Source organism: Mycobacterium sp. NGS41 (assembly GCF_059812725.1).
Genome location: NZ_JCALDF010000030.1, coordinates 39,939 through 61,000 on the forward strand (window position 1 = coordinate 39,939; position 21,062 = coordinate 61,000).

A 21,062-nucleotide genomic window follows, 5' to 3' on the forward strand; every position below is an offset into this window, starting at 1 on the left:
GCAAAGCCCCCCAAACAGGCTTGTTTTGGGGGCTTTTGCGTCTGCTCAGCGGACCTTGCCGGCGATTTGGCGGGCGATGTTGACCGCGGTGCCGGCCGCGGGGTTGGTAGCGCATGCCGCGACGTCGACGACGACGTTGTTGCTCGCGGTCAGGGCACGCTGACAGGCCCAGCCGTCACCGCCCTGCAGCGTATCGGTGGTGCTCAGGACGCCGTTGGTGTTGTCGATCGGCCCCATGGTGAAGATCTTGTCCGGACCGCCCGGCGACAAGACATGGTATTCGTGGTTGGCGCACAGCGGCCAGAACTGGGCAGACGCCTTGAAGAAGCTCGCCGCCCCCTTGGCGTCCGGAAACAACACGACGGCCTGGATGACGTGGTGAGCGAAGTTGGGAACGGGCTCCTGTAGTTCCTGCGAGCGCACGGCGGTCCACCCGCTCTTCGCATAGATCGTGGACTCGGCCGGCTGAGTGAAGCGGCAATTCTTATCCGGCTTTCCGGCACTGGTGTCGCTCATCTGGGTAAGCGTCGTCTTGACCGGTATTTCGGCCGGAGAAGCCATCGCGGTGCCGATTTCGGGCGGGCTGAGCAACAATCCGTCGAGCGCGTCGACCGCAACTGGCGGACGTGATGGTGTCGCGGCGACAGATGTGGTGGTCGGCGCCGCACTGTTCCCGCCGCTGCTGCAACCGGCGATGAGACTGACGACAGCGGCCGACGCAAGCAGCCGGAATGCCACCGGTTGGTTCACGCCCCCGACCCTGCCATAGCCTTTCTGCCTGGGCAATCAGCAACGGCGTGCGCCTCGGCGCGGTGGCTGGGCGCGTACGTACGCATGCCTACACCGCAACTATTGGCGATTTCGCTGATGCTGCGTGCGCTACAGCGCGACGAACGTGCAGCTGTTGCGAAAATCTCGCGAGATTTTCGCAACAGCTGCACGTTCGGCGAGCGCTGCCAACCTCACCGCCCATACCGCTCCGCTATCACTTCGGCCTGCCGATCGGCGAGCGCCATAGCGGTCAGCATCGGGTTCGCCATTGGGCTGGAGGGAAACAGCCCCGTGTCGCACACATAGATGTCGTCCAGACCGTAGACAGCGCCGAACGAATCCGTCACATGCCTGCGTGGGTCGGCACCCATCGCCGTCGAACCGAACACATCGTTGGATGCGGCCGGAATATCCTGTGGCCCAAGGGGTGCGCTGCGAATGGCATCCGCCGCCCCGACATCGTCATACCGCGGCGCCAGTCCGTGGATCCCGGGAATCACACTTCGCGCCCCAGCGGCGAAGAACATCTCGACGAGGCGCGCCATGCCCTCTTGCAGACGGCTGACGTCACCCGCGCCGACGTCGTAGTGGAGGCTGGTTCCGCCGCCGGGTCGTCCACGCACGCGTCCCACCGAATCCGTGCCGTCCACCCACACTGCCCACGGCGCCGTCTGGCCGAACTCCGCCAGCGGATGCGGGGGGCCGAGTATCGACGGACTCGACCACAGCGACTCGAGCTTGATGCCCTCGCCCATGAGCCCGGTGACGTGATAACCCTGCGCCGCCCCGCTCCACGGTGACACATCGTCATCGAAAATTCCGAAAACGATTGCATTGGGGTGCATTCGGATGTTACAGCCGACGGCATCGGCGCGGTGTCCGCTGCGCTGCAGAATTAGCGGCGATGCCAGCGCACCGGCGGAGAGGACGGTGCACCGAGCATCGACGCGGACCCGGTGCGTGCGTCGTCCCGTTACCGGATCGGCGACGGCCCCGCGCACCCCGCGAACGCGATTCCCGTCCCTGACCGCCTTGTCGACGTGCACGGAGGTGTACACCCTGCCGCCAGCGGCCAGCAACTCGTGGATGCCGCGGCGGTCGTGCCCGTTTCCCTTGAACGCCTCGAACTGGTATCCGAGCGCTTCGGCTCCCGCACGGAACAGCTCGTTGCGACGGCCCTGAACGGTTTCGCCTCCGGGAGGCGCGCCCATGAAGCGCTCCACCGACTCGTAGTGGCGCGCCATGACCTCAGGCGTAAGTCCTTCGACGCCATGCATATCCGCCCACCTCTGAAACAGGAGGTCGGGCGCGCGCATACAGATGGCGGAGTTGAACACCGAGCCGCCACCCAGACACCGTGCCTGCAGCGTCGGCAGCATCACGTTGCCGCGCGTAGTGCGCAGTCCGCCATCCCAGAAGAAGCGGGCAAGGGTCTCCCCCGCCTCGCCACCCTTGTCGTGCTGCGCCATCACGGGTCCAGCTTCGAGGACGACCACGTCGAGCCCGGCCGTCGCCAAGCGATGAGCGAGTACGACGCCCGCCGGTCCGGAACCCACCACGCAGACATCGCACTCGAGCGCCTGCGCCCGGTCGTATTCGGAATGCACACGCACACGCGCGGTTTGCGTCGCTACGCCGACGTTCGGAGCAGGTCGTCGCGCCTCCAGCTTGGCCTGAACGCCGTGCAGTACATGTCGCGCCGCTCCGCCGGCCAGACCGGCCACGGGTCCCGACGCGGGTCGAAGATATCCCGCCAATACGTCCTCGAACGCTTCCAGGAAGCGATGCACGTCGGGTTCTTCGAGGATCAGCGGAGGGAGAAGTTTGATCGCATTTATCCCAAAGCCCGGAATATGCACCAGGATTCCGCGTCGATGCAGGTCGACGTGCACTGCGGCGGCGAAGCCGGCCGGCTCCGCGGCACTCAAGATGCGCTGCTGTACCCGCAACGCCAGGTTGGCTGACGTCTTGAAGTGAATACCGATGATCAAGCCGGCACCGGTGATCCGGTCGATCACATCGTAGCGTTCGGCCAAGTCCAGCAGGCCGCGGCGAAGCCGGTCGGACAGGGCCTGCGCGCGGGCGGGCGCGTCGAGCTGGTCGAGCACCTCCAGCGTCGCCAGTCCCGCCGCCATGGCCAAGTTGTTCTCGGCGTAGGTGTTCCAGTAGATCGGTCCGGCTTTGAAGTCGGCGTAGATCCGGTCGTAGATGTCCTGGGTGAGCAGTACCGCGCTCACCGGCGCCTCCCCGCCCGACAGGATCTTGCTGATCGTCAGCATCTGCGGACGAACACCCGCGGCATGACAGGCGAACCATGAGCCCAGCCGTCCCAGACCGGTCTGCACCTCGTCCATGACGAGCACGGTTCCATAGCGTTCGCAGAGCTGCTCGGCCGCGCGCAGGTACTCATACGAGACGGCCTCGCACGTCATGCCCTGAACCGGCTCGACGACGAGCGCCGCGACGTCACCGTAGGCCAGCTCGCGGCGCAGCGTCTCAATGTCATTGCGCGGCACGGGCGTACACGTCGGCATCAGCGGTTCCTGGCCGGACTTCATCTCGGCGAAGCCGCACAGCGAGATGGCACCGTACGTGCGTCCGTGAAAGGCTCCGTCCAGGTACAGCCATCGGCGCCGTCCAGTCACCTGTCGGGTGAAGCGAAGGCAGATGTCGACGGCCTCCGAACCGGAGTTCGCGAACACCACTTTCTGGAACGGCGGCCCGGCCAGCGTCAGCAGACGCTCCGCAAGTAGACCGCCAAGCACCGACGCGTTGACGGCGGTGAGGTTCGGCAGGTCCATGTCGAGGATGTCATGCAGCGCCGCGCGGACATGCGGGTGATTGCGCCCGATGAAGTAGACGCCACCGCCGGTGAGCATGTCGAGGAACTCACGCCCGTCGTCGGTCCAGAGGTAGGCGCCCTTGGCGCGAGTGAAAACCGCGTCCATTCCAGCGATTTCAAACATGTGCAGCAGCCGTGGATGGACGTGGCGCTTGGCTAGGTGGGTGCTCGAGTGCAGATGCTCCTGCACGAAATCGCCGAATGTCATGACGCGCGATGGTCGGTCGAGTAGCCGTATTCGGTGAAGACGGAGCTCCAGTGCTCGCGTACCAGATCGGCCAAGTGGTCGTCGATGGTCAACACGTTCGTCCGGTATCCCTTCACGCTGTCGAGGTATCCGCTGATAGTTGCCTCATACTCAGGCACTTTCGGCAAGTCGAGGTGTTGATAGATCTGGTCGAGCGTGTCCCGTGGGCGTGCGGTGAGATCCGCGTAAGTGACCTCGATGAAGTTCTCGGGCGGGATGAGCGCACGGTCTTCGAAGAAGCGCTCGTAGAGTCTTTGGCCGACCACCACCACCTGGGTGGCACGCTCCGCTATGTACTCCGTTTTGGGCACCTGCAGGAAGTTGTCCCAGTCGACGCGGCTGCGCATGTGTATGGTCGATGCGGCTACGACGAACGGATTCCGGTGGATATGAACGAATTTCGCGTCGGGGAACACGTCGAGCAACATTCTGATCCGCGCGGTGTGCAAGCAGCTCTTGACGACGGGCCGCCGGCCTCCGGAGTGCATCCGGACCTTGGCGACGAACCAGCGCAGCGCCGCCTTCCACTCGTCGCGCTCTTCCTCACGCGCTTCGAGGAAGTCGATGTATCGCTCGAACCTCGGTGCGCGGTCGGGCATCATGACCGACAGGAACGGTGACAGCCCAGTCAACTTGGCCAGCGCGATCTCGTCCTCGCCCTCCTCATCCCAGCCCTGCGCCATGTTGTCGAAACCGCGTGTCTCCGACAGGAAGCGGGCGGTGAGTTTGGGAAAGAATGTGCCGCTGGTCGACATGAACGTGGTGGGGAAAACGACTTGATACATCGTCGTATGCGTGTTCGCTGGGTCGCGGCCCAACAAGTTGTGCAGATGGGTGGTCCCCGTTCGCCAGTGACCCAAGATGATGATCGGCGGCGGGTCCACCACGCTCGCGGCGATAGGCCGGTCGTAGCGGGCGCGCTCTATCGATCCGACCGCGGTGGAGGCGACGCTCCATACGGTGATCCATGCCGCCCGGGGCAAATAGCGGGCGCTCACCCGAAACCGGGCTTCCGCGAGTATCCGAAACCACATCGGCAGCTCGATGCCGGTGAGGATGTGATCGGTTGAGAAATAACGCTCGAGTCGCTGGACCCGCGGGGCAACGGGAAGCGTGTCGTCCGAACGCCGGACCGGCGCGGGTGGGTGCGGGATGCCGGCGGGAATGCCGATCCGCTGCTGCACCTCGGGATCAGCGAGGTAACCGAGCGTGAAAATCCTACGCAGCGTGGATAATTGCGCACGCACAGGGTAACGGCCGGATCGCTCCAACGCGCTAAGTCGCGCGACCCGCTCGTCGAGAGTGGCGGCTGAGAACAGCACACCGCGTCGCCGGATGGCGGTGCCGACCTCGATGAGCAGCAATAGGGTCCGAATTTGCGTCCGTTTGGCGAGGGCAAGGCGGGCCAGCAGAGTATCGATGTACGAGGCGACACCTGCAGTCGAGACGCCGGCGCCGACGGGGTCGCTCGACGAGAAAAAGGCTTCGGCGAACGCGGTGACGACGACACGTTCTCTGGCGGTCAGCACGTGCACAGGGACCCCCACACGTCGTCAACAATCAGGCAACTGTAGCCCCGATCGGGGGGTCGGGAGGGGCGGTTCGCACCGCAAAAGACACATCCCTCGTCGATTTGCTAGCCGTACCTATGGCAACGTCCCGCGTGGGCTACAGAAACGCTCGGTTGCCATACCGGTCGAGCGAAACGAATTCCCCGACCGGTCGACGCGTCGTGGGACCGTACTTGCCGATCGGCCAGCCTAACGGAATCACCGCGCACGGAGTGACATTCCACGGCAAGCCCAGGGCGCGCCTGGCCAATAGGGTGCTCCACAACGGCATGGTGATCAATACCGCGCCCAACCCCGCCGCGCGTGCCGCCAGCAACAGGTTCTGCACCGCGGGATAGATGGAACCGTAGGCGCTGCTGGTAGCTATCGTCGGCCGGGGCGCAATGACACCCTTGAGGCATGCCACCACGACGACCGGGATGTCGTCGAAGTGGTCCGCCTGCCATCGCACGGCTTTCTCTATCCGCAGCATCTTGTCGTCCATGCGTTTCCCAAGGGCGCGTTTATAGATCGGACCGAAGGTATTCATGGCTGTGCGATTCAAGCGGCCGAGCTTCGCAACGGCTTCGCGGTCCTTGACGACGATGAATTCCCAGTTCTGGGCGTTAGAACCGGTGGGTGCTTTCATCGCCAGTTCAAGGAGATGCAGTACGAGCTCGTCGTCGACCGGGTCACTCTTGAGACGACGGATGGCGCGTTGTGTCCGCATCGCCTCTTCGAGAGGCATGTTGAGTGGTTGTGGTTGGCTCATGACCATGATTCCAACACGGCCCCGCCGACCGGGCGCAGGAGGCGGCGCGCCATAGCTGCCCCGCAAACCCGCCCGGCACGTGAGGATGTGACGATGGAGCCCAAATTGACCGCGCGGGTGGAACGAACTCGCCCGATCCCGGTCCTTCTCTGGCAATTCGCCGAGCCTCGGCTGTGCATCTCGTCCGGCCCGCTCGGCGGGGGCATCGGCGTCCGGGACTGGGTGGTCAACGCCACGGTCCCGCTGGATTACGACCGGACCGACCCAGACCGTCATCTGACCGAGATTGGCACCGCGCTCGGGCTCGCCGGCACCGGCTGCGGGCTGCTCACGGCGGTCGACGTGACCCGCCACCACCTCGCCGCGGATAGCGACGTGCATGCCGCAGCAACCGTCGGGCTCTCCAGCCCGGCCTGGGCGGCCGCGCCCGACCGGCATTTCCGTCGCGAACTGCCGTCCGGCGCCCGAACGACCGCGTTTGCCGACTACCTGACCGTCGAGTACCGGCCGCTTACCGACGGTGACGCGTCTCGGGTGGGGACGATCAACATCGTGGTTGCGGTACCGGTGCGGCTGTCTCAGGCGGCCCTGGTCAACGCCGTGGCCACCGCAACAGAGGCGAAGGTGCAGGCGTTGCACGAGGCCGGGGTACGGGCCACCGGAACCGCCTCGGACGCGATCATCGTGCACTGTCCCAGGGACGGGACTGCCGAGACATACGGCGGGCCGCGCTCGGCGTTCGGCGCCCGGATTGCGCGAGCGGTTCACGCTGTCGTACTTGCCGGCGCTCACTCCTGGATTTCAGGGCCGCCCGAGCGGCGCTCCGACCCGTGAACTCGAAAACATTGGTGGGCGCGGACGGTATCGAACCGCCGACCGCTGGTGTGTAAAACCAGAGCTCTACCACTGAGCTACGCGCCCTTGAAACCCGGGAGGTCCGCCGGGCAGGCTACACGCAAGAAGGCTAACCACTCAAAACGCTCAGGCCTTTAGAGCCGCCAACGCATCCGTCCACAGTCCCTGGTCGCGGGCTTCTCCGGGCTGCTTCTCCTCGGCGAACTGAATGATCCCGGACCGATCGACCACGAAGGTCCCGCGGTTGGAGTAGCCGGCGTCGTTGTTGAACACGCCGTAGGCCTGGCTGACCTCCCCGTGCGGCCAGAAGTCTGACAACACCGGAAAGGTGAAGCCACTTTGGGTCGCCCAGATCTTGTGGGTCGGCGGCGGGCCCACCGAGATGGCCAGCGCCGCGCTGTCGTCGTTCTCGAACTCCGGCAGGTGATCGCGCAGCTGGTCCAGCTCGCCTTGGCAGATGCCGGTGAACGCCAGCGGGAAGAACACCAGCAAGACATTCTTGGCGCCGTGGTAGTCGCTGAGGCTGACACGTTGCTGGTTCTGGTCGCGCAGGGTGAAGTTCGGTGCTGTCGTTCCAACAGCCAGCATCAGCGTTTACCGGCCCGCGATTTGGGCTGTACCAACCGGCTGGCGCTCCAGTTACCGAGGTTGACCGACGACGTCGGCATCAGGCCGGCGGTGGGGGCCGCTTCGGCGATCTCGGCGGGCAGCACGTGCCCGGTCCTGCCGGTCTTGGGTGTCAGCACCCAGATCACGCCGTCTTCAGCCAGCGGAGAGATCGCGTCCATCAGGGTGTCCACCAGGTCGCCGTCGCCGTCGCGCCACCACAGCAGCACGACGTCGATTACCTCGTCGGTGTCTTCGTCGAGCAACTCACCGCCGCACGCTTCTTCGACCGCTGCCCGGATGTCGTCGTCGGTGTCTTCGTCCCAGCCCCACTCCTGGACGACCTGGTCCCGTTGGATGCCCAGCTTGCGAGCGTAGCTCGGGGCGTGATCCGCCGCGACCACCGTGGGACCTCCTCTAGCCATGCGCGCACCGTGCGATGGGCTTAATCGTCGCACATGCTGCGCACGTCGAACATGCCCGCCTCAGGAGGCCACACACAGTTTCAATGACTTGGTCTTCGTGGCGTTGAGCCGGTCGACCCGTCTGTTGAACTCCGCCGTTCCCACATGGGTGGCGATCGCGTTGGCCACTGCACGCACCGCGTCGACGTACTCGCGGAATGCGTCCTGCATCTCCTGCGACAACGGGGGCGCGATGCTGGTCTCCACGGTGTTGCCGCTGTTGTTGCTGGCGTCGATCGCCGGGCCTTCGGTGGGGCCGGTATTGCGTCCCGCATTGAACGCCGCAACGAAGGCGTTCACCTTGTCGATGGCTTCCTTGCTGGTGGTGGCGAGCCCGTCGCACGCACTGCGAATAGCTTTGGTCGTCAGCGACTGTTGCCGCTGGGTCTCCCGGATACTCGAGGTCGCCGCGGAGGCCGACACCGACATCGAGACCGACGAGCGGTAGGCCGGGGCGAGGCTGCCGTTGGCCTTGGCACTGCCATTGGTGACCTTGGTACAGCCAACGATCGCGATCAGGACCACCGCCACACAACCGAACGCCAGAGCACCTCGCCTGGGGAACGCCACCAGGTGCCTGCGAGGGTAGGCACGCCATCCGATGAGCACGGCTTCTGACGTTACCGGGTCGGCATGGCAACCGTCGTGGACGCACCGATTTCGCGCTGGATGTCCAACCTCGGCTGCGATCGGGCGGTAGCTACCCGACCGGCACACCGGTGCGGCACGATAGAGGGAAGATCGCCAAGCAGATACCCCGCCGACTACAGGAGCGGAAGTTGACCACCGAGTTCGCGCGCACCGATCTGGCCAAAACCCCAAGCAGCACAAGCGAACCCGACCGAGTGCGGGTGATCCGCGAAGGTGTCGCGTCCTACCTGCCCGACATCGACCCCGAGGAGACGTCGGAGTGGCTGGAGTCCTTCGACCAACTGCTGGAGCGCTCGGGGCCCGCGCGGGCGCGCTACCTGATGTTGCGGCTGCTGGAACGGGCCGGCGAGCAGCGGGTGGCTCTCCCCTCGCTGACGTCGACCGACTACGTCAACACCATCCCGACCGAACTCGAGCCGTGGTTCCCCGGCGACGAGGACGTCGAACGTCGCTACCGGACCTGGATCAGGTGGAACGCGGCGATCATGGTGCATCGCGCGCAACGGCCCGGCGTGGGCGTCGGCGGCCACATCTCCACCTATGCGTCGTCCGCCGCACTCTACGAAGTCGGCTTCAACCACTTCTTCCGCGGCAAGTCGCATCCCGGCGGCGGAGATCAGATTTTCATCCAGGGCCACGCCTCTCCGGGGATCTACGCGCGCGCCTTCCTCGAAGGTCGCCTTACCGCAGATCAACTTGACGGCTTCCGCCAGGAACACAGCCATCCCGGCGGCGGCCTGCCGTCCTATCCGCACCCGCGGTTGATGCCGGACTTCTGGGAATTTCCCACGGTGTCAATGGGGCTTGGCCCGATGAACGCGATCTATCAAGCCCGGGTGAACCATTACCTGCACGACCGCGGCATCAAGGACACCTCCGACCAGCACGTGTGGTGCTTTCTGGGCGACGGCGAGATGGACGAGCCCGAGAGCCGCGGCCTGCTGCACCTCGGCGCGCTGGACGGCCTCGACAACCTGACGTTCGTCATCAACTGCAATTTGCAGCGTCTCGACGGCCCGGTACGCGGCAACGGCAAAATCATCCAGGAACTGGAGTCCTTCTTCCGCGGGGCCGGGTGGAACGTCATCAAGGTGGTGTGGGGACGCGAGTGGGACGCGCTGCTGCACGCCGACAAGGACGGCGCGCTGGTCAACCTGATGAACGTCACGCCCGATGGTGACTACCAAACGTACAAAGCCAACGACGGCGCCTATGTTCGCGACCACTTCTTTGGTCGCGATCCGCGTACCAAAGCGCTGGTGGCGGACATGAGCGACGACGAGATCTGGAACCTCAAGCGCGGCGGCCACGACTACCGCAAGGTCTACGCCGCCTACCGCGCTGCCATCGACCACAAGGGTCAGCCGACGGTCATTCTGGCCAAGACCATCAAGGGTTACTCGCTGGGCGCACACTTCCAGGGCCGCAACGCCACTCACCAGATGAAAAAGCTTGCGCTGGCCGACCTCAAGTACTTCCGCGATGCCATGCGCATTCCGATCAGCGACGCCCAACTGGACGAAGACCCTTACCTGCCGCCGTACTACCACCCCGGCCCGGACGCCCCCGAGATCCGCTACCTGCTGGACCGGCGCCGGACCCTGGGCGGGTTCATCCCCGAGCGCCGGACCAAGGCCAAGGCGCTTTCGCTGCCCGGCCGTGACACATACAAAGCGCTGAAGAAGGGCTCGGGCAACCAAGAAGTCGCCACCACCATGGCGACGGTGCGCACATTCAAAGAAGTGTTGCGCGACAAGGAGATCGGCCCGCGGATCGTTCCGATCATTCCCGACGAAGCGCGAACTTTCGGGATGGATTCCTGGTTCCCCAACCTCAAGATCTACAACCGGAACGGCCAGCTGTATACCGCCGTGGACGCCGAACTGATGCTGGCTTACAAGGAAAGCGAAGTCGGGCAGATCCTGCACGAGGGCATCAACGAAGCCGGTTCGGTGGCCTGCTTCACCGCGGTCGGCACGTCGTACGCGACGCAGAACGAGCCGATGATCCCGATCTACATCTTCTATTCGATGTTCGGCTTCCAGCGCACCGGCGACGGGTTCTGGGCGGCGGCCGATCAGATGGCTCGCGGCTTCGTGCTCGGCGCCACCGCCGGGCGCACCACGCTGACCGGCGAGGGCCTGCAGCATGCCGACGGTCATTCGCTGCTGATCGCCGCCACCAATCCGGCGGTCGTGTCCTACGACCCGGCGTTCGCCTACGAGATCGCCTACATCATCGAAAGCGGGCTGTCGCGCATGTTCGGCGACAACCCGGAGAACGTGTACTTCTACATCACCATTTACAACGAGCCCTACGTGCAGCCGCCCGAGCCGGAGAACTTCGACCCCGAAGGCGTGCTGCGGGGCATCTACCGCTACCGGGCGGCCACGGAGCGGCGCGCCAGCACCGCGCAGCTCTTGGCTTCCGGGGTGTCGATGCCCGCGGCGCTGCAGGCAGCGGAGATGTTGGCCGCTGAGTGGGACGTCGCCGCAGACGTGTGGTCGGTGACCAGTTGGGGCGAACTGAACCGCGACGGCGTCGCCGTCGAAAGGGCGAAGTTGCGCCACCCCGACCGCCCGGCCGGTGTGCCGTACGTGACCGAAGCGCTGGCCGGGGCCACCGGGCCGGTCGTCGCCGTGTCGGACTGGATGCGCGCGGTTCCCGAGCAGATCCGGCCGTGGGTGCCCGCCACCTACGTCACGCTGGGTACCGACGGCTTCGGCTTTTCCGACACCCGGCCCGCTGCTCGCCGCTACTTCAATACCGACGCCGAATCGCAGGTGGTCGCGGTGCTGGAGGCGCTGGCACGCGACGGGGACATCGACCCGTCGGTGCCGGTCGCGGCCGCGCGGCAGTACAAGATCGACGACGTGCTGGCCGCCCCGGCGCAGACCTCGGACCCCGGTGTGTCGTGAAGTTTCGGTACCGAGCAGACACAGAATCGCCTAAAAACGTGCCGTTTTGGGCGATTCTGTGTCTGCTCGCCCCGGAGAGGTTGGCAGAAACATCCAGAAAAGTGGCGTAGCTTTTAGGGGTGAGCGACAACCAATTCGTACGTCCGACATCGCCGCTCGAACTCCTGGACACCGTTCCCGATTCCCTGCTGCGGCGATTGAAGCAATACTCGGGCCGACTGGCCACCGAGGCCGTCTCGGCCATGCAGGACCGGTTGCCGTTCTTCGCCGACCTGGAAGCATCCCAGCGCGCCAGCGTCGCGCTGGTGGTTCAGACGGCCGTGGTCAACTTCGTCGAGTGGATGCAAGACCCACATAGCAACGTCAGCTACACCGCCCAGGCCTTCGAGCTGGTCCCCCAGGACCTCACCCGACGGATCCCGCTGCGCCACAGCGTGGAAATGGTGCGCGTCACCATGGAGTTCTTCGAAGAGGTGGTGCCGCTGCTGGCCCGCTCCGAGGAGCAGCTGACGGCCTTGACCGTGGGCATCCTGAAATACAGCCGCGATCTGGCGTTCACCGCGGCCACGGGCTACGCCGACGCGGCCGAGGCGCGCGGGACCTGGGACAGCCGAATGGAGGCCAGCGTGGTCGACGCGGTGGTGCGCGGCGACACCGGCCCCGAGCTGCTGTCCCGCGCCGCCGCCCTGAACTGGGACACGACCTCGCCCGCGACGGTTGTGGTGGGGACCCCCGCACCCGGCCGCGGCGGCTCCAACGAGGATCTCGACAGCGAGCAGGCCAGCCAGGACGTTCGCGATATCGCCGCTCGCCACGGGCGCGCGGCACTCACCGACGTGCACGGCACCTGGCTGGTGGCGATCGTGTCCGGCCAGCTGTCGCCGACCGAGAAGTTCCTGGGCGACCTGTTGGAGGCGTTTTCGAACGGCCCGGTGGTCATCGGGCCGACTGCGCCCATGCTGACCGCGGCGTATCACAGCGCCAGCGAGGCAATTTCCGGCATGAACGCCGTAGCCGGCTGGAGCGGTGCGCCGCGGCCCGTGCTGGCCAGGGAGCTGCTGCCGGAACGCGCTCTGATGGGCGATGCGTCGGCAATCGTGGCGCTGCATACTGACGTGATGCGCCCGCTGGCAGACGCCGGACCAACGCTCACCGAGACCCTTAACGCTTATTTAGATTGCGGTGGAGCGATCGAGGCCTGCGCGCGCAAGTTGTTCGTTCATCCAAACACCGTGCGATACCGGCTGAAGCGGATCACCGATTTCACCGGCCGCGATCCCACCCAGCCGCGCGACGCATATGTGCTGCGAGTGGCGGCGACGGTGGGCCAACTCAACTACCCAACGCATCAGTCCAGCGTTGCGAACAACGCCCTGACTCAGCTTCCCGGGCCGGTCAGAGGCGGTCTCGTCGGCGCGTCGGACCGATAGTGACCCAGATGACAGATCGCGGCACGATATCAAACGTGTAGCTTACCGAGCTGTTTTGTAGGGAGTACACAAAAACCTAAGATAAGGTTCATAATCTGTTACACCCGCCAAAACCGTTTCCACAGTGTTCTCTTAGACACGTGATTGCGTTGCTTGCACCCGGACAGGGTTCCCAGACCGAGGGGATGCTGTCGCCGTGGCTGGAACTGCCCGGCGCAGCCGACCAGCTCGCGTCGTGGGCGAAGGCCAGCGGCCTGGACCTCGTGCGGCTGGGTACCACCGCGTCGACGGAGGAGATCACCGACACCGCGGTCGCCCAGCCGTTGATCGTTGCGGCCACCCTGCTGGCTCACCGTGAGCTGGCCAGCCGGGGCCTGCTCGCCGACAAGGACCTGATCATCGCCGGCCACTCCGTCGGCGAGATCGCCGCCTATGCGATCGCCGGTGTGATGGCCGCCGATGACGCCGTCGCACTGGCCGCCACCCGCGGCGCCGAGATGGCAAAGGCCTGCGCCATCGAGCCGACCGGCATGTCCGCGGTGCTCGGCGGCGACGAGGCCGACGTGTTGGGCCGTCTCGAGCAGCTCGACCTGGTGCCCGCGAACCGCAACGCCGCCGGCCAGATCGTCGCGGCCGGCGCGTTGACCGCGTTGGAGAAGCTTGCCGAAGACCCGCCGGCCAAGGCCCGGGTCCGCGCGTTGGGCGTCGCCGGTGCGTTCCACACCCGGTACATGGCTCCGGCGCTCGACGGGTTCGCCGCAGCCGCGGCCGGCATCGCGACCGCCGAGCCCACCGCAACGCTGCTGTCCAACCATGACGGAAAGCCGGTGGCCTCCGCGGCCGCGGCGATGGACACGCTGGTCGCGCAGCTGACCCGCCCGGTGCGCTGGGACCTGTGCACTGCATATCTGCGTGAACGCACTGAGAACACTGTCACGGCGATCGTGGAGTTCCCGCCTGCGGGCACCCTGACCGGTATCGCCAAACGAGAACTTCGGGGAGTGCCGGCGCGTGCCGTCAAATCACCCGCAGACCTGGACGAGCTGGCCAACCTCTAAGTCAGTTCGACCAGTACAACAACGCACGTCAGTTCGATTTGCACAACAATTACGAAGGGAAGCTAGCTGTGGCCGTAACTCAGGAAGAAATCATTGCCGGTATTGCCGAGATCATCGAAGAGGTCACGGGTATCGAGCCGTCCGAGATCACCCCGGAGAAGTCGTTCGTCGACGACCTGGACATCGACTCGCTGTCGATGGTCGAGATCGCGGTGCAGACCGAGGACAAGTACGGCGTGAAGATCCCCGACGAGGACCTCGCTGGTCTGCGTACCGTCGGTGACGTCGTCGCCTACATCCAGAAGCTCGAGGAAGAGAACCCCGAGGCCGCCGAGGCGCTGCGCGCCAAGATGGCCACCGACCACCCGGACACCGTTGCCAACGTCCAGGCAAGGATGGAAGCGGAAAGCAAGTGACCAAGCCTTCCACTGCTAATGGCGGTTACCCCAGCGTTGTGGTGACCGCCGTCACAGCGACGACGTCGATCTCGCCGGACATCGAAAGCACGTGGAAGGGTCTGTTGGCCGGCGAGAGCGGCATCCGCGTGCTCGAGGACGAGTTCGTCACCAAATGGGACCTGCCCGTCAAGATCGGTGGCCACCTCAAGGAGCCGGTCGACAACCACATGGGCCGGCTGGACATGCGACGCATGTCGTACGTCCAGCGGATGAGCAAGCTGCTCAGCGGCCAGTTGTGGGAGTCGGCCGGCAGCCCTGAGGTCGACCCGGACCGGTTCACCGTCGTGGTGGGCACCGGTCTGGGTGGCGCCGAGCGCATCGTGGAGAGCTACGACCTGATGAACGAGGGCGGGCCACGCAAGGTGTCCCCGCTCGCCGTTCAGATGATCATGCCCAACGGCGCCGCGGCGACCGTCGGGCTGCAACTAGGGGCGCGAGCCGGGGTGATCACTCCGGTGTCGGCCTGTTCGTCGGGCTCGGAGGCGATCGCCCACGCATGGCGTCAGATCGTCATGGGCGACGCGGACGTCGCCGTCTGCGGCGGGGTCGAAGGGCCCATCGAGGCGTTGCCCATCGCGGCCTTCTCGATGATGCGGGCCATGTCGACCCGCAACGACGAGCCCGAGCGGGCCTCACGCCCGTTCGACAAAGACCGCGACGGCTTCGTGTTCGGCGAGGCCGGTGCGCTCATGCTCATCGAGACCGAGGAGCACGCCAAGGCCCGCGGCGCAACGCCGTTGGCCCGCTTGATGGGTGCCGGTATCACCTCGGACGCCTTCCACATGGTGGCGCCCGCGGCGGACGGCTTGCGGGCCGGTAGGGCCATGACGCGTTCGATGGAGCTGGCGGGCCTGTCCCCCAAGGACATCGACCACGTCAACGCCCATGGGACGGCCACGCCGATCGGTGATGCCGCGGAGGCCAACGCGCTCCGGGTCGCCGGTTGCGAGCATGCCGCGGTGTATGCGCCGAAGTCGGCGCTGGGCCACTCCATCGGCGCGGTCGGAGCGCTCGAATCTGTACTCACGGTGTTGACCCTTCGGGACGGCGTCATCCCACCGACCTTGAACTATGAGACCCCCGATCCCGAGATCAACCTCGATGTTGTTGCGGGCGAGCCGCGCTACGGCGAATACCGCTACGCGATCAACAACTCGTTCGGGTTCGGCGGCCACAATGTGGCGCTCGCGTTCGGGCGTTACTAGGTACGGCGTCCGGCGACGACGCGGGCCGCAACCGGCCCGAGGAGTAGCCGGACTACATGGAAGGAAACGGTCGCAAGACCCATGACCAAATCGCCACAGTTGAGTACGGGGAATGGCTTCCCCGACGTGGTCGTCACCGGCATCGCCATGACGACCGCGCTGGCAACCGACGCCGAGAACACGTGGAAACTGTTGCTCGACGGGCAAAGTGGGATCCGCACGCTTGAGGACTCGTTCGTCGAGGAGTTCGACCTGCCGGTCCGTATCGGTGGCCATCTGCTGGAGGAATTCGACAGCACCCTGACGCGCATCGAGTTGCGTCGGCTCTCGTACCTGCAGCGGATGTCCACCGTGCTGGGCCGGCGGGTGTGGGAGAACGCTGGTTCACCCGAGGTCGACACCACCCGCTTGATGGTGTGTATCGGCACCGGAATGGGCTCCACCGAGGAGCTCATCTGGGGGTACGACGAACTACGCGCCCGCGGCACCAAAGCGTTCAACCCGTTGGGCGTGCAGAAATACATGCCTAACGGCGCGGCCGCGGCGGTCGGGCTGGAGCGGCACGCCAAGGCCGGGGTCACCGCCCCGGTGTCGGCGTGTGCGTCGGGCGCCGAAGGCATCGCGCAGGCCTGGCGGAACATCGTGCTCGGCGAAGCCGACATCGCGATCTGCGGTGGTGTGGAGACCAAGATCGAGGCGGTGCCGATCGCGGCGTTCGCGGCGATGCGGATCGTATTGTCCACCAACAACGAAGACCCCCCTGGTGCCTGTCGCCCGTTCGACAAGGACCGAACCGGCTTTGTGTTCGGCGAGGCGGGCGCGCTGATGGTGATCGAGACCGAGGAGCACGCAAAGGCTCGCGGCGCCAACATCCTGGGCCGGGTTATGGGCGCCAGCATCACCTCGGACGGCTTCCACATGGTGGCGCCGGACCCCAATGGGGAACGCGCCGGCCATGCGATCACGCGGGCGGTCCAGCTGGCAGGCCTCAGCCCCGGCGACATCGACCACGTCAACGCACACGCCACCGGCACGCAGGTCGGTGACCTGGCCGAGGGCAAGGCCATCAACAACGCCCTGGGCAGCCATCGGCCGGTGGTGTATGCGCCCAAATCTGCTCTCGGCCACTCGGTGGGTGCGGTCGGTGCAGTGGAGTCGATCCTGACGCTGCTCGCGTTGCGGGACCAAGTGGTCCCGCCGACACTGAATCTGGTGAACCTCGATCCGGAGATCGAGCTGGACGTGGTGGCGGGTAAGCCGCGGCCGGGTGACTACCGGTATGCGGTCAACAACTCGTTCGGATTCGGCGGGCACAACGTGGCGATCGCCCTCGGGCGCTACTAGACGGTGCCTTTAGAAAAAGCCAAGGACCATCGGATAAGACCGTACGCGACACCCAGACAACAGGAGATCTGCGATGACAATCATGGCCCCTGAGGCGGTTGGCGAGTCGCTCGACCCCCGTGATCCGCTGTTGCGTCTGAGCAATTTCTTCGACGACGGCAGCGTGCAGCTGCTGCACGAGCGCGACCGCTCCGGCGTGCTCGCGGCGGCTGGCACCGTGAACGGCCTGCGCACCATTGCGTTCTGCACGGACGGGACCGTGATGGGCGGCGCCATGGGCATCGAGGGCTGCACGCACATCGTCAACGCCTACGACACCGCCATCGAAGAGCAGAGCCCGATCGTGGGCATCTGGCATTCGGGCGGCGCCCGGCTCGCCGAGGGGGTGCGGGCCCTGCACGCCGTGGGCCTGGTATTCGAGGCCATGATCCGCGCATCCGGTTACATCCCGCAGGTTTCGGTAGTCGTCGGCTTCGCCGCCGGCGGCGCCGCCTACGGACCGGCGCTGACCGACGTCGTCGTGATGGCGCCGGAGAGCCGGGTGTTCGTCACCGGCCCGGACGTGGTGCGCAGCGTCACCGGCGAGGACGTGGACATGGCGTCGCTGGGCGGTCCGGAGACTCACCACAAGAAGTCCGGTGTATGCCACATCGTCGCCGACGACGAGCTCGACGCCTACGAGCGTGGCCGCCGCCTGGTCGGGTTGTTCTGCCAGCAAGGGCATTTCGACCGCAGCAAGGCCGAGGCCGGGGACACCGACATCCACGCCCTGCTGCCCGAGTCCGCGCGACGGGCCTACGACGTGCACCCCATCGTGACCGCGATCCTCGACGAGGAAACGCCTTTCGACGAATTCCAGGCCAACTGGGCGCCGTCCATGGTCGTCGGGCTGGGTCGGCTGTCCGGCCGCACGGTCGGCGTGCTGGCCAACAACCCGCTGCGGCTGGGTGGCTGCTTGAACTCCGAGAGTGCGGAGAAGGCAGCACGTTTCGTGCGGCTGTGCGACGCGTTCGGCATTCCGCTGGTGGTGGTTGTCGACGTTCCGGGCTACCTGCCGGGTGTCGACCAGGAGTGGGGCGGCGTGGTGCGCCGCGGCGCCAAACTGCTGCACGCGTTCGGCGAGTGCACCGTTCCGCGCGTCACGCTGGTCACCCGAAAGACCTACGGCGGGGCCTACATTGCGATGAACTCGCGGTCTTTGAATGCCACCAAGGTCTTCGCCTGGCCCGACGCCGAGGTCGCGGTGATGGGCGCCAAGGCGGCGGTTGGCATTCTGCACAAGAAGAAGCTCGCCGCCGCACCGGAAGACGAGCGCGAAGCGTTGCACGACGAGCTGGCCGCCGAGCACGAGCGGATCGCCGGCGGCGTGGACAGCGCCATCGATATCGGTGTTGTCGACGAGAAGATCGACCCGGCGCACACCCGCAGCAAGCTCACCGAAGCGCTGGCGCAGGCTCCGGCACGCCGCGGCCGCCACAAGAACATCCCGCTGTAGTCGCCCAAGTACCGCGAGCAGACGCAGAATCGCACCCGGAAGGCCTTCCGGGTGCGATTCTGCGTCTGCTCACCGGCGGTCACCGGCGGCAGAGGATCGTCGAAAGCGCTTGGTGTAGCTGGCCTTCTGCGTCCTGGGGCAGCTCCTCGGCCCGCCAGCCGACAAAATCGTCCGGACGGACCAGTAGCGCACCTTCGCGCGCGAGTCCAGTGACTCCTGTCCACTCGTCGCTGTCGATGCAATGAACTGTGATCGGAACGTCCAGCCCTGCCGACACCGAAGTTGCAGCGGCGCGGCATCGCTCGTCGCCAGTGAGAACGCTAAACCCGGGACCGAGCAGGTCGAGCGTCGAAACGCGCTCGCCGCGATGCCGCACCCACACATGCGGCACCCGGGTGCCGGGTTGTCCACGCAACTCGTCCACCAGCGCTACGTCGTCCGCGTCCGTCTCGCCGGTGATGACTGCCGCCGACCGGTACCGATAGCCGATCAGCAGGGCGAACATAGAGCTCTCTTCTTCCGCCGGCAGCTTGGGTCGGTCGTCGTCCAGGCGGAGTATCTGAATCGTCGGGCCGGTGAGCGACTGACGTGCATTGAAGCGCCCGACCGGGTGTCGTTCTGTGTGGTAGGTGGCCAATAGGGCGGGATCCGCCGTCCCGGTCAAGACGGCGGCCAGTTTCCAGACCAGATTGTGCGCGCTCTGGATGGCAGTGTTGGCGCCGCCGGCCTTGAAGGGGGGCATGGTGTGGGCCGAGTCGCCGACGAAAAAGACTCGACCGCTTTGGAATTGATCGGCGACCCGCTCGTACGGCTGCCAGGGCGCCACATCGATGATTTCCACATCGATCGGCTCACCGACTGCTTTGAGGATCAGCTCGCGGCAACGCTGTGCAGTGAACTGGCCGGCGGCCTCCCCATCGTGGGGGAGGTACGTGGTGATGAACATGCCCAAGTCATCACGCACCGGCAGAAATATCCCGTCCACATCCGCATTGCTGACTTGCACGGCGTCGCCCTCGCCGAGCCGGGGAACGAACTTCCGCCACGGCGCCCGGAAGTAGACAAACACGACATAGATGGGCAGTGGTCCGTGGCCGGAGGTCGTCACGCCAAGTGCCTCGCGAATCGGGCTGTGCACACCGTCGGCGGCCACCAGGTAGTCGGCGTGCACCGTTTCCGTCGATCCCGAATCCCGTTCGCGCACTATGGCTTTGACCCCAGCGCCGTCTTGCTCGAGCGAGCACAACTCCGTGTTGTACCGTGCTTGATTTCCGTGCCGACGAAGGTAGGCGAGCAGGATCGGTTCCAATGCGCTCTGCGGGCAATATTGCCCGGCAGGCTCGGGACTCAGTCCGTTGAAGGGCGCGAATATAGCGTCGACGTCCAGCGCCTGCTTCTGTTCGGTGCTGTTCAGCGTCGGCTTGCCGAGCATGTCCGAAACTCCGTCGGCGACCGCGTGGACCTCGTCGGCGAGGCCCAGGCCGCGCAGGATCTCCAGGCTGCGGAAGCTCAGGTTGCGCGCTTTCGGGTAGATGAACACCTCGCGGCGCTTCTCCACCAGCAGCGAGTGAATGCCATGCTTGGCGAGCAAGGCCGACGTGGCCAGGCCGCCGGCGCCAGCACCGACGATCAAGACAGGGACATGGCTCATTGTTATCCCTTCTAAACGGAACTACTCAGTTCCGCTTTAGGTCCATGCTGGCACGCTCGCGAGCAACGCGCAAACTGCTACGGGGCCGACGCGCCGGCAAGCGGCAGAATCACGTCTTCGAGCACTCGTCGGACAAAGACCCGGTCTACCGGTCGACCGGTCATCACGCGCAACACGTTGAGGCCAAGGGCCACGTCGGGGATCAGGCTCAGATCGCGACCGGCGGGTATCTCCCCGCGAGCCACCGCCTGGTCCAGAATGACTCGAACCACATGGCGCGGCCTGGCCAGCACGAGGTCTTCCAGGGCAGCCGCCAGGACGGGATTGTGCATCGCGGCCGTCGCCACTCCGACGATGACCTGAATTGTGCCGTAAGCAGCGTCATCGATGTCGGGAACCGCGGCCACCACCGCCTCTATGTCGCCGCGAAGACTGCCGGTGTTGGGCGGCTCGAGAGGTCCCAGCCGTCGCCGCCAGTGGGCGATCGCATCGGCCACTACGACGGCTTTTGACGGCCAGCGACGATAGATCGCGGCCTTGCCGACGCCGGCGCGGGATGCGAGGTCGTCCATGCTCAACCGGTCGTAACCGACTTCGGCCACACCTTTCAGCGCCGCATCGAGGATGGCAGTGTCCAGGGACCGATCGAGACGCCCCGGGCTTCGGCGCGGCTGCGGTGTGCTCGCTGCCGCCACGGCGCGACCTCCGATCCTGACGATACGATTCGGTTCCGTTCCAATATACT

Annotated in this window: 17 protein-coding genes and 1 tRNA gene; 8 read left to right on the forward strand and 10 right to left on the reverse strand. The window is 65.7% G+C overall.

The window, feature by feature from the left end:
• Positions 1–45: 45 nt before the first annotated feature.
• The 4 genes from AC5Y21_RS21435 to AC5Y21_RS21450 form a co-directional block, all read right to left on the reverse strand.
• Positions 46–750, reverse strand: coding sequence for a sensor domain-containing protein (locus tag AC5Y21_RS21435; RefSeq protein WP_499915213.1), 705 nt, complete (start codon positions 748–750; stop codon positions 46–48).
• A gap of 212 nt (positions 751–962) precedes the next feature.
• Complete coding sequence (locus AC5Y21_RS21440; protein WP_499915214.1) at positions 963–3,821, reverse strand: aminotransferase class III-fold pyridoxal phosphate-dependent enzyme; 2,859 nt, start codon at positions 3,819–3,821, stop codon at positions 963–965.
• Positions 3,818–5,395 (reverse strand): sulfotransferase, encoded by a 1,578-nt coding sequence (locus AC5Y21_RS21445; RefSeq protein WP_499915215.1) that lies wholly within the window; start codon positions 5,393–5,395, stop codon positions 3,818–3,820. Before AC5Y21_RS21445 ends, AC5Y21_RS21440 begins: the two co-directional genes overlap by 4 nt.
• Before the next feature lie 133 nt (positions 5,396–5,528).
• Positions 5,529–6,158 carry a nitroreductase family protein gene (locus AC5Y21_RS21450; RefSeq protein ID WP_499915240.1) on the reverse strand — a complete coding sequence of 210 codons (630 nt, stop codon included), beginning with the start codon at positions 6,156–6,158 and terminating at the stop codon, positions 5,529–5,531.
• A gap of 117 nt (positions 6,159–6,275) precedes the next feature.
• On the opposite strand from AC5Y21_RS21450, the gene AC5Y21_RS21455 reads away from it, so the two are divergent.
• Positions 6,276–7,016 (forward strand): adenosylcobinamide amidohydrolase, encoded by a 741-nt coding sequence (locus AC5Y21_RS21455; protein ID WP_499915216.1) that lies wholly within the window; start codon positions 6,276–6,278, stop codon positions 7,014–7,016.
• A gap of 12 nt (positions 7,017–7,028) precedes the next feature.
• Here AC5Y21_RS21455 and AC5Y21_RS21460 read toward each other — a convergent pair.
• From AC5Y21_RS21460 to AC5Y21_RS21475, 4 genes are all read right to left on the reverse strand, one after another.
• Positions 7,029–7,103: transfer RNA gene (locus AC5Y21_RS21460), tRNA-Val, on the reverse strand.
• A gap of 60 nt (positions 7,104–7,163) precedes the next feature.
• The gene (locus AC5Y21_RS21465; RefSeq protein ID WP_499915217.1) at positions 7,164–7,625 is read right to left on the reverse strand and encodes a peroxiredoxin; all 462 of its coding nucleotides are present in this window, start codon (positions 7,623–7,625) and stop codon (positions 7,164–7,166) included.
• A complete protein-coding gene (locus AC5Y21_RS21470; protein WP_499915242.1) occupies positions 7,625–8,047 on the reverse strand; it encodes a DUF3052 domain-containing protein in 423 nt (140 codons plus the stop codon). Before AC5Y21_RS21470 ends, AC5Y21_RS21465 begins: the two co-directional genes overlap by 1 nt.
• An 81-nt stretch (positions 8,048–8,128) precedes the next feature.
• A complete protein-coding gene (locus tag AC5Y21_RS21475; protein WP_499915218.1) occupies positions 8,129–8,716 on the reverse strand; it encodes an Rv2240c family protein in 588 nt (195 codons plus the stop codon).
• Positions 8,717–8,886: 170 nt separating this feature from the next.
• Here AC5Y21_RS21475 and aceE point away from each other — a divergent pair, with 170 nt between their 5' ends.
• The 7 genes from aceE (at position 8,887) to AC5Y21_RS21510 (ending at position 18,666) form a co-directional block, all read left to right on the forward strand.
• The gene (gene aceE / locus AC5Y21_RS21480; RefSeq protein WP_499915219.1) at positions 8,887–11,676 is read left to right on the forward strand and encodes a pyruvate dehydrogenase (acetyl-transferring), homodimeric type; all 2,790 of its coding nucleotides are present in this window, start codon (positions 8,887–8,889) and stop codon (positions 11,674–11,676) included.
• A gap of 119 nt (positions 11,677–11,795) precedes the next feature.
• Positions 11,796–13,106, forward strand: a complete 1,311-nt coding sequence (locus AC5Y21_RS21485) for a PucR family transcriptional regulator (protein WP_499915220.1) — start codon at positions 11,796–11,798, stop codon at positions 13,104–13,106.
• Positions 13,107–13,246: 140 nt separating this feature from the next.
• Positions 13,247–14,164, forward strand: coding sequence for an ACP S-malonyltransferase (locus tag AC5Y21_RS21490; protein ID WP_499915221.1), 918 nt, complete (start codon positions 13,247–13,249; stop codon positions 14,162–14,164).
• A 68-nt stretch (positions 14,165–14,232) separates the two neighbouring features.
• The gene (gene acpM, locus AC5Y21_RS21495) at positions 14,233–14,580 is read left to right on the forward strand and encodes a meromycolate extension acyl carrier protein AcpM (RefSeq protein ID WP_499915222.1); all 348 of its coding nucleotides are present in this window, start codon (positions 14,233–14,235) and stop codon (positions 14,578–14,580) included.
• Positions 14,577–15,827, forward strand: coding sequence for a 3-oxoacyl-ACP synthase KasA (gene kasA / locus AC5Y21_RS21500; RefSeq protein WP_499915224.1), 1,251 nt, complete (start codon positions 14,577–14,579; stop codon positions 15,825–15,827). Before acpM ends, kasA begins: the two co-directional genes overlap by 4 nt.
• A gap of 81 nt (positions 15,828–15,908) precedes the next feature.
• On the forward strand, positions 15,909–17,171 hold the full coding sequence (gene kasB, locus AC5Y21_RS21505) for a 3-oxoacyl-ACP synthase KasB (protein WP_499915227.1): 1,263 nt from the start codon (positions 15,909–15,911) through the stop codon (positions 17,169–17,171).
• 73 nt (positions 17,172–17,244) lie between these two features.
• Positions 17,245–18,666: an acyl-CoA carboxylase subunit beta gene (locus AC5Y21_RS21510; protein WP_499915229.1), complete on the forward strand. Its 1,422-nt coding sequence runs from the start codon at positions 17,245–17,247 to the stop codon at positions 18,664–18,666.
• Positions 18,667–18,745: 79 nt separating this feature from the next.
• Here the strand turns inward: AC5Y21_RS21510 and AC5Y21_RS21515 are convergent, their stop codons facing one another.
• Both AC5Y21_RS21515 and AC5Y21_RS21520 read right to left on the reverse strand, forming a co-directional pair.
• Positions 18,746–20,317: an FAD-dependent monooxygenase gene (locus AC5Y21_RS21515; RefSeq protein WP_499915231.1), complete on the reverse strand. Its 1,572-nt coding sequence runs from the start codon at positions 20,315–20,317 to the stop codon at positions 18,746–18,748.
• Positions 20,318–20,394: 77 nt separating this feature from the next.
• Positions 20,395–21,057: a TetR/AcrR family transcriptional regulator gene (locus AC5Y21_RS21520; RefSeq protein ID WP_499915244.1), complete on the reverse strand. Its 663-nt coding sequence runs from the start codon at positions 21,055–21,057 to the stop codon at positions 20,395–20,397.
• Positions 21,058–21,062: the final 5 nt, after the last annotated feature.

Bases quoted from the DNA above. Each gene is read 5' to 3' on its own strand.
- AC5Y21_RS21455 (WP_499915216.1), top strand. From the start codon at position 6,276: ATGGAGCCCAAATTGACCGCGCGGGTGGAACGAACTCGCCCGATCCCG.
- AC5Y21_RS21465 (WP_499915217.1), bottom strand. From the start codon at position 7,625: ATGCTGGCTGTTGGAACGACAGCACCGAACTTCACCCTGCGCGACCAG.
- AC5Y21_RS21515 (WP_499915231.1), bottom strand. From the start codon at position 20,317: ATGAGCCATGTCCCTGTCTTGATCGTCGGTGCTGGCGCCGGCGGCCTG.
- AC5Y21_RS21440 (WP_499915214.1), bottom strand. From the start codon at position 3,821: ATGACATTCGGCGATTTCGTGCAGGAGCATCTGCACTCGAGCACCCAC.
- AC5Y21_RS21510 (WP_499915229.1), top strand. From the start codon at position 17,245: ATGACAATCATGGCCCCTGAGGCGGTTGGCGAGTCGCTCGACCCCCGT.
- kasB (WP_499915227.1), top strand. From the start codon at position 15,909: ATGACCAAATCGCCACAGTTGAGTACGGGGAATGGCTTCCCCGACGTG.
- AC5Y21_RS21450 (WP_499915240.1), bottom strand. From the start codon at position 6,158: ATGCCTCTCGAAGAGGCGATGCGGACACAACGCGCCATCCGTCGTCTC.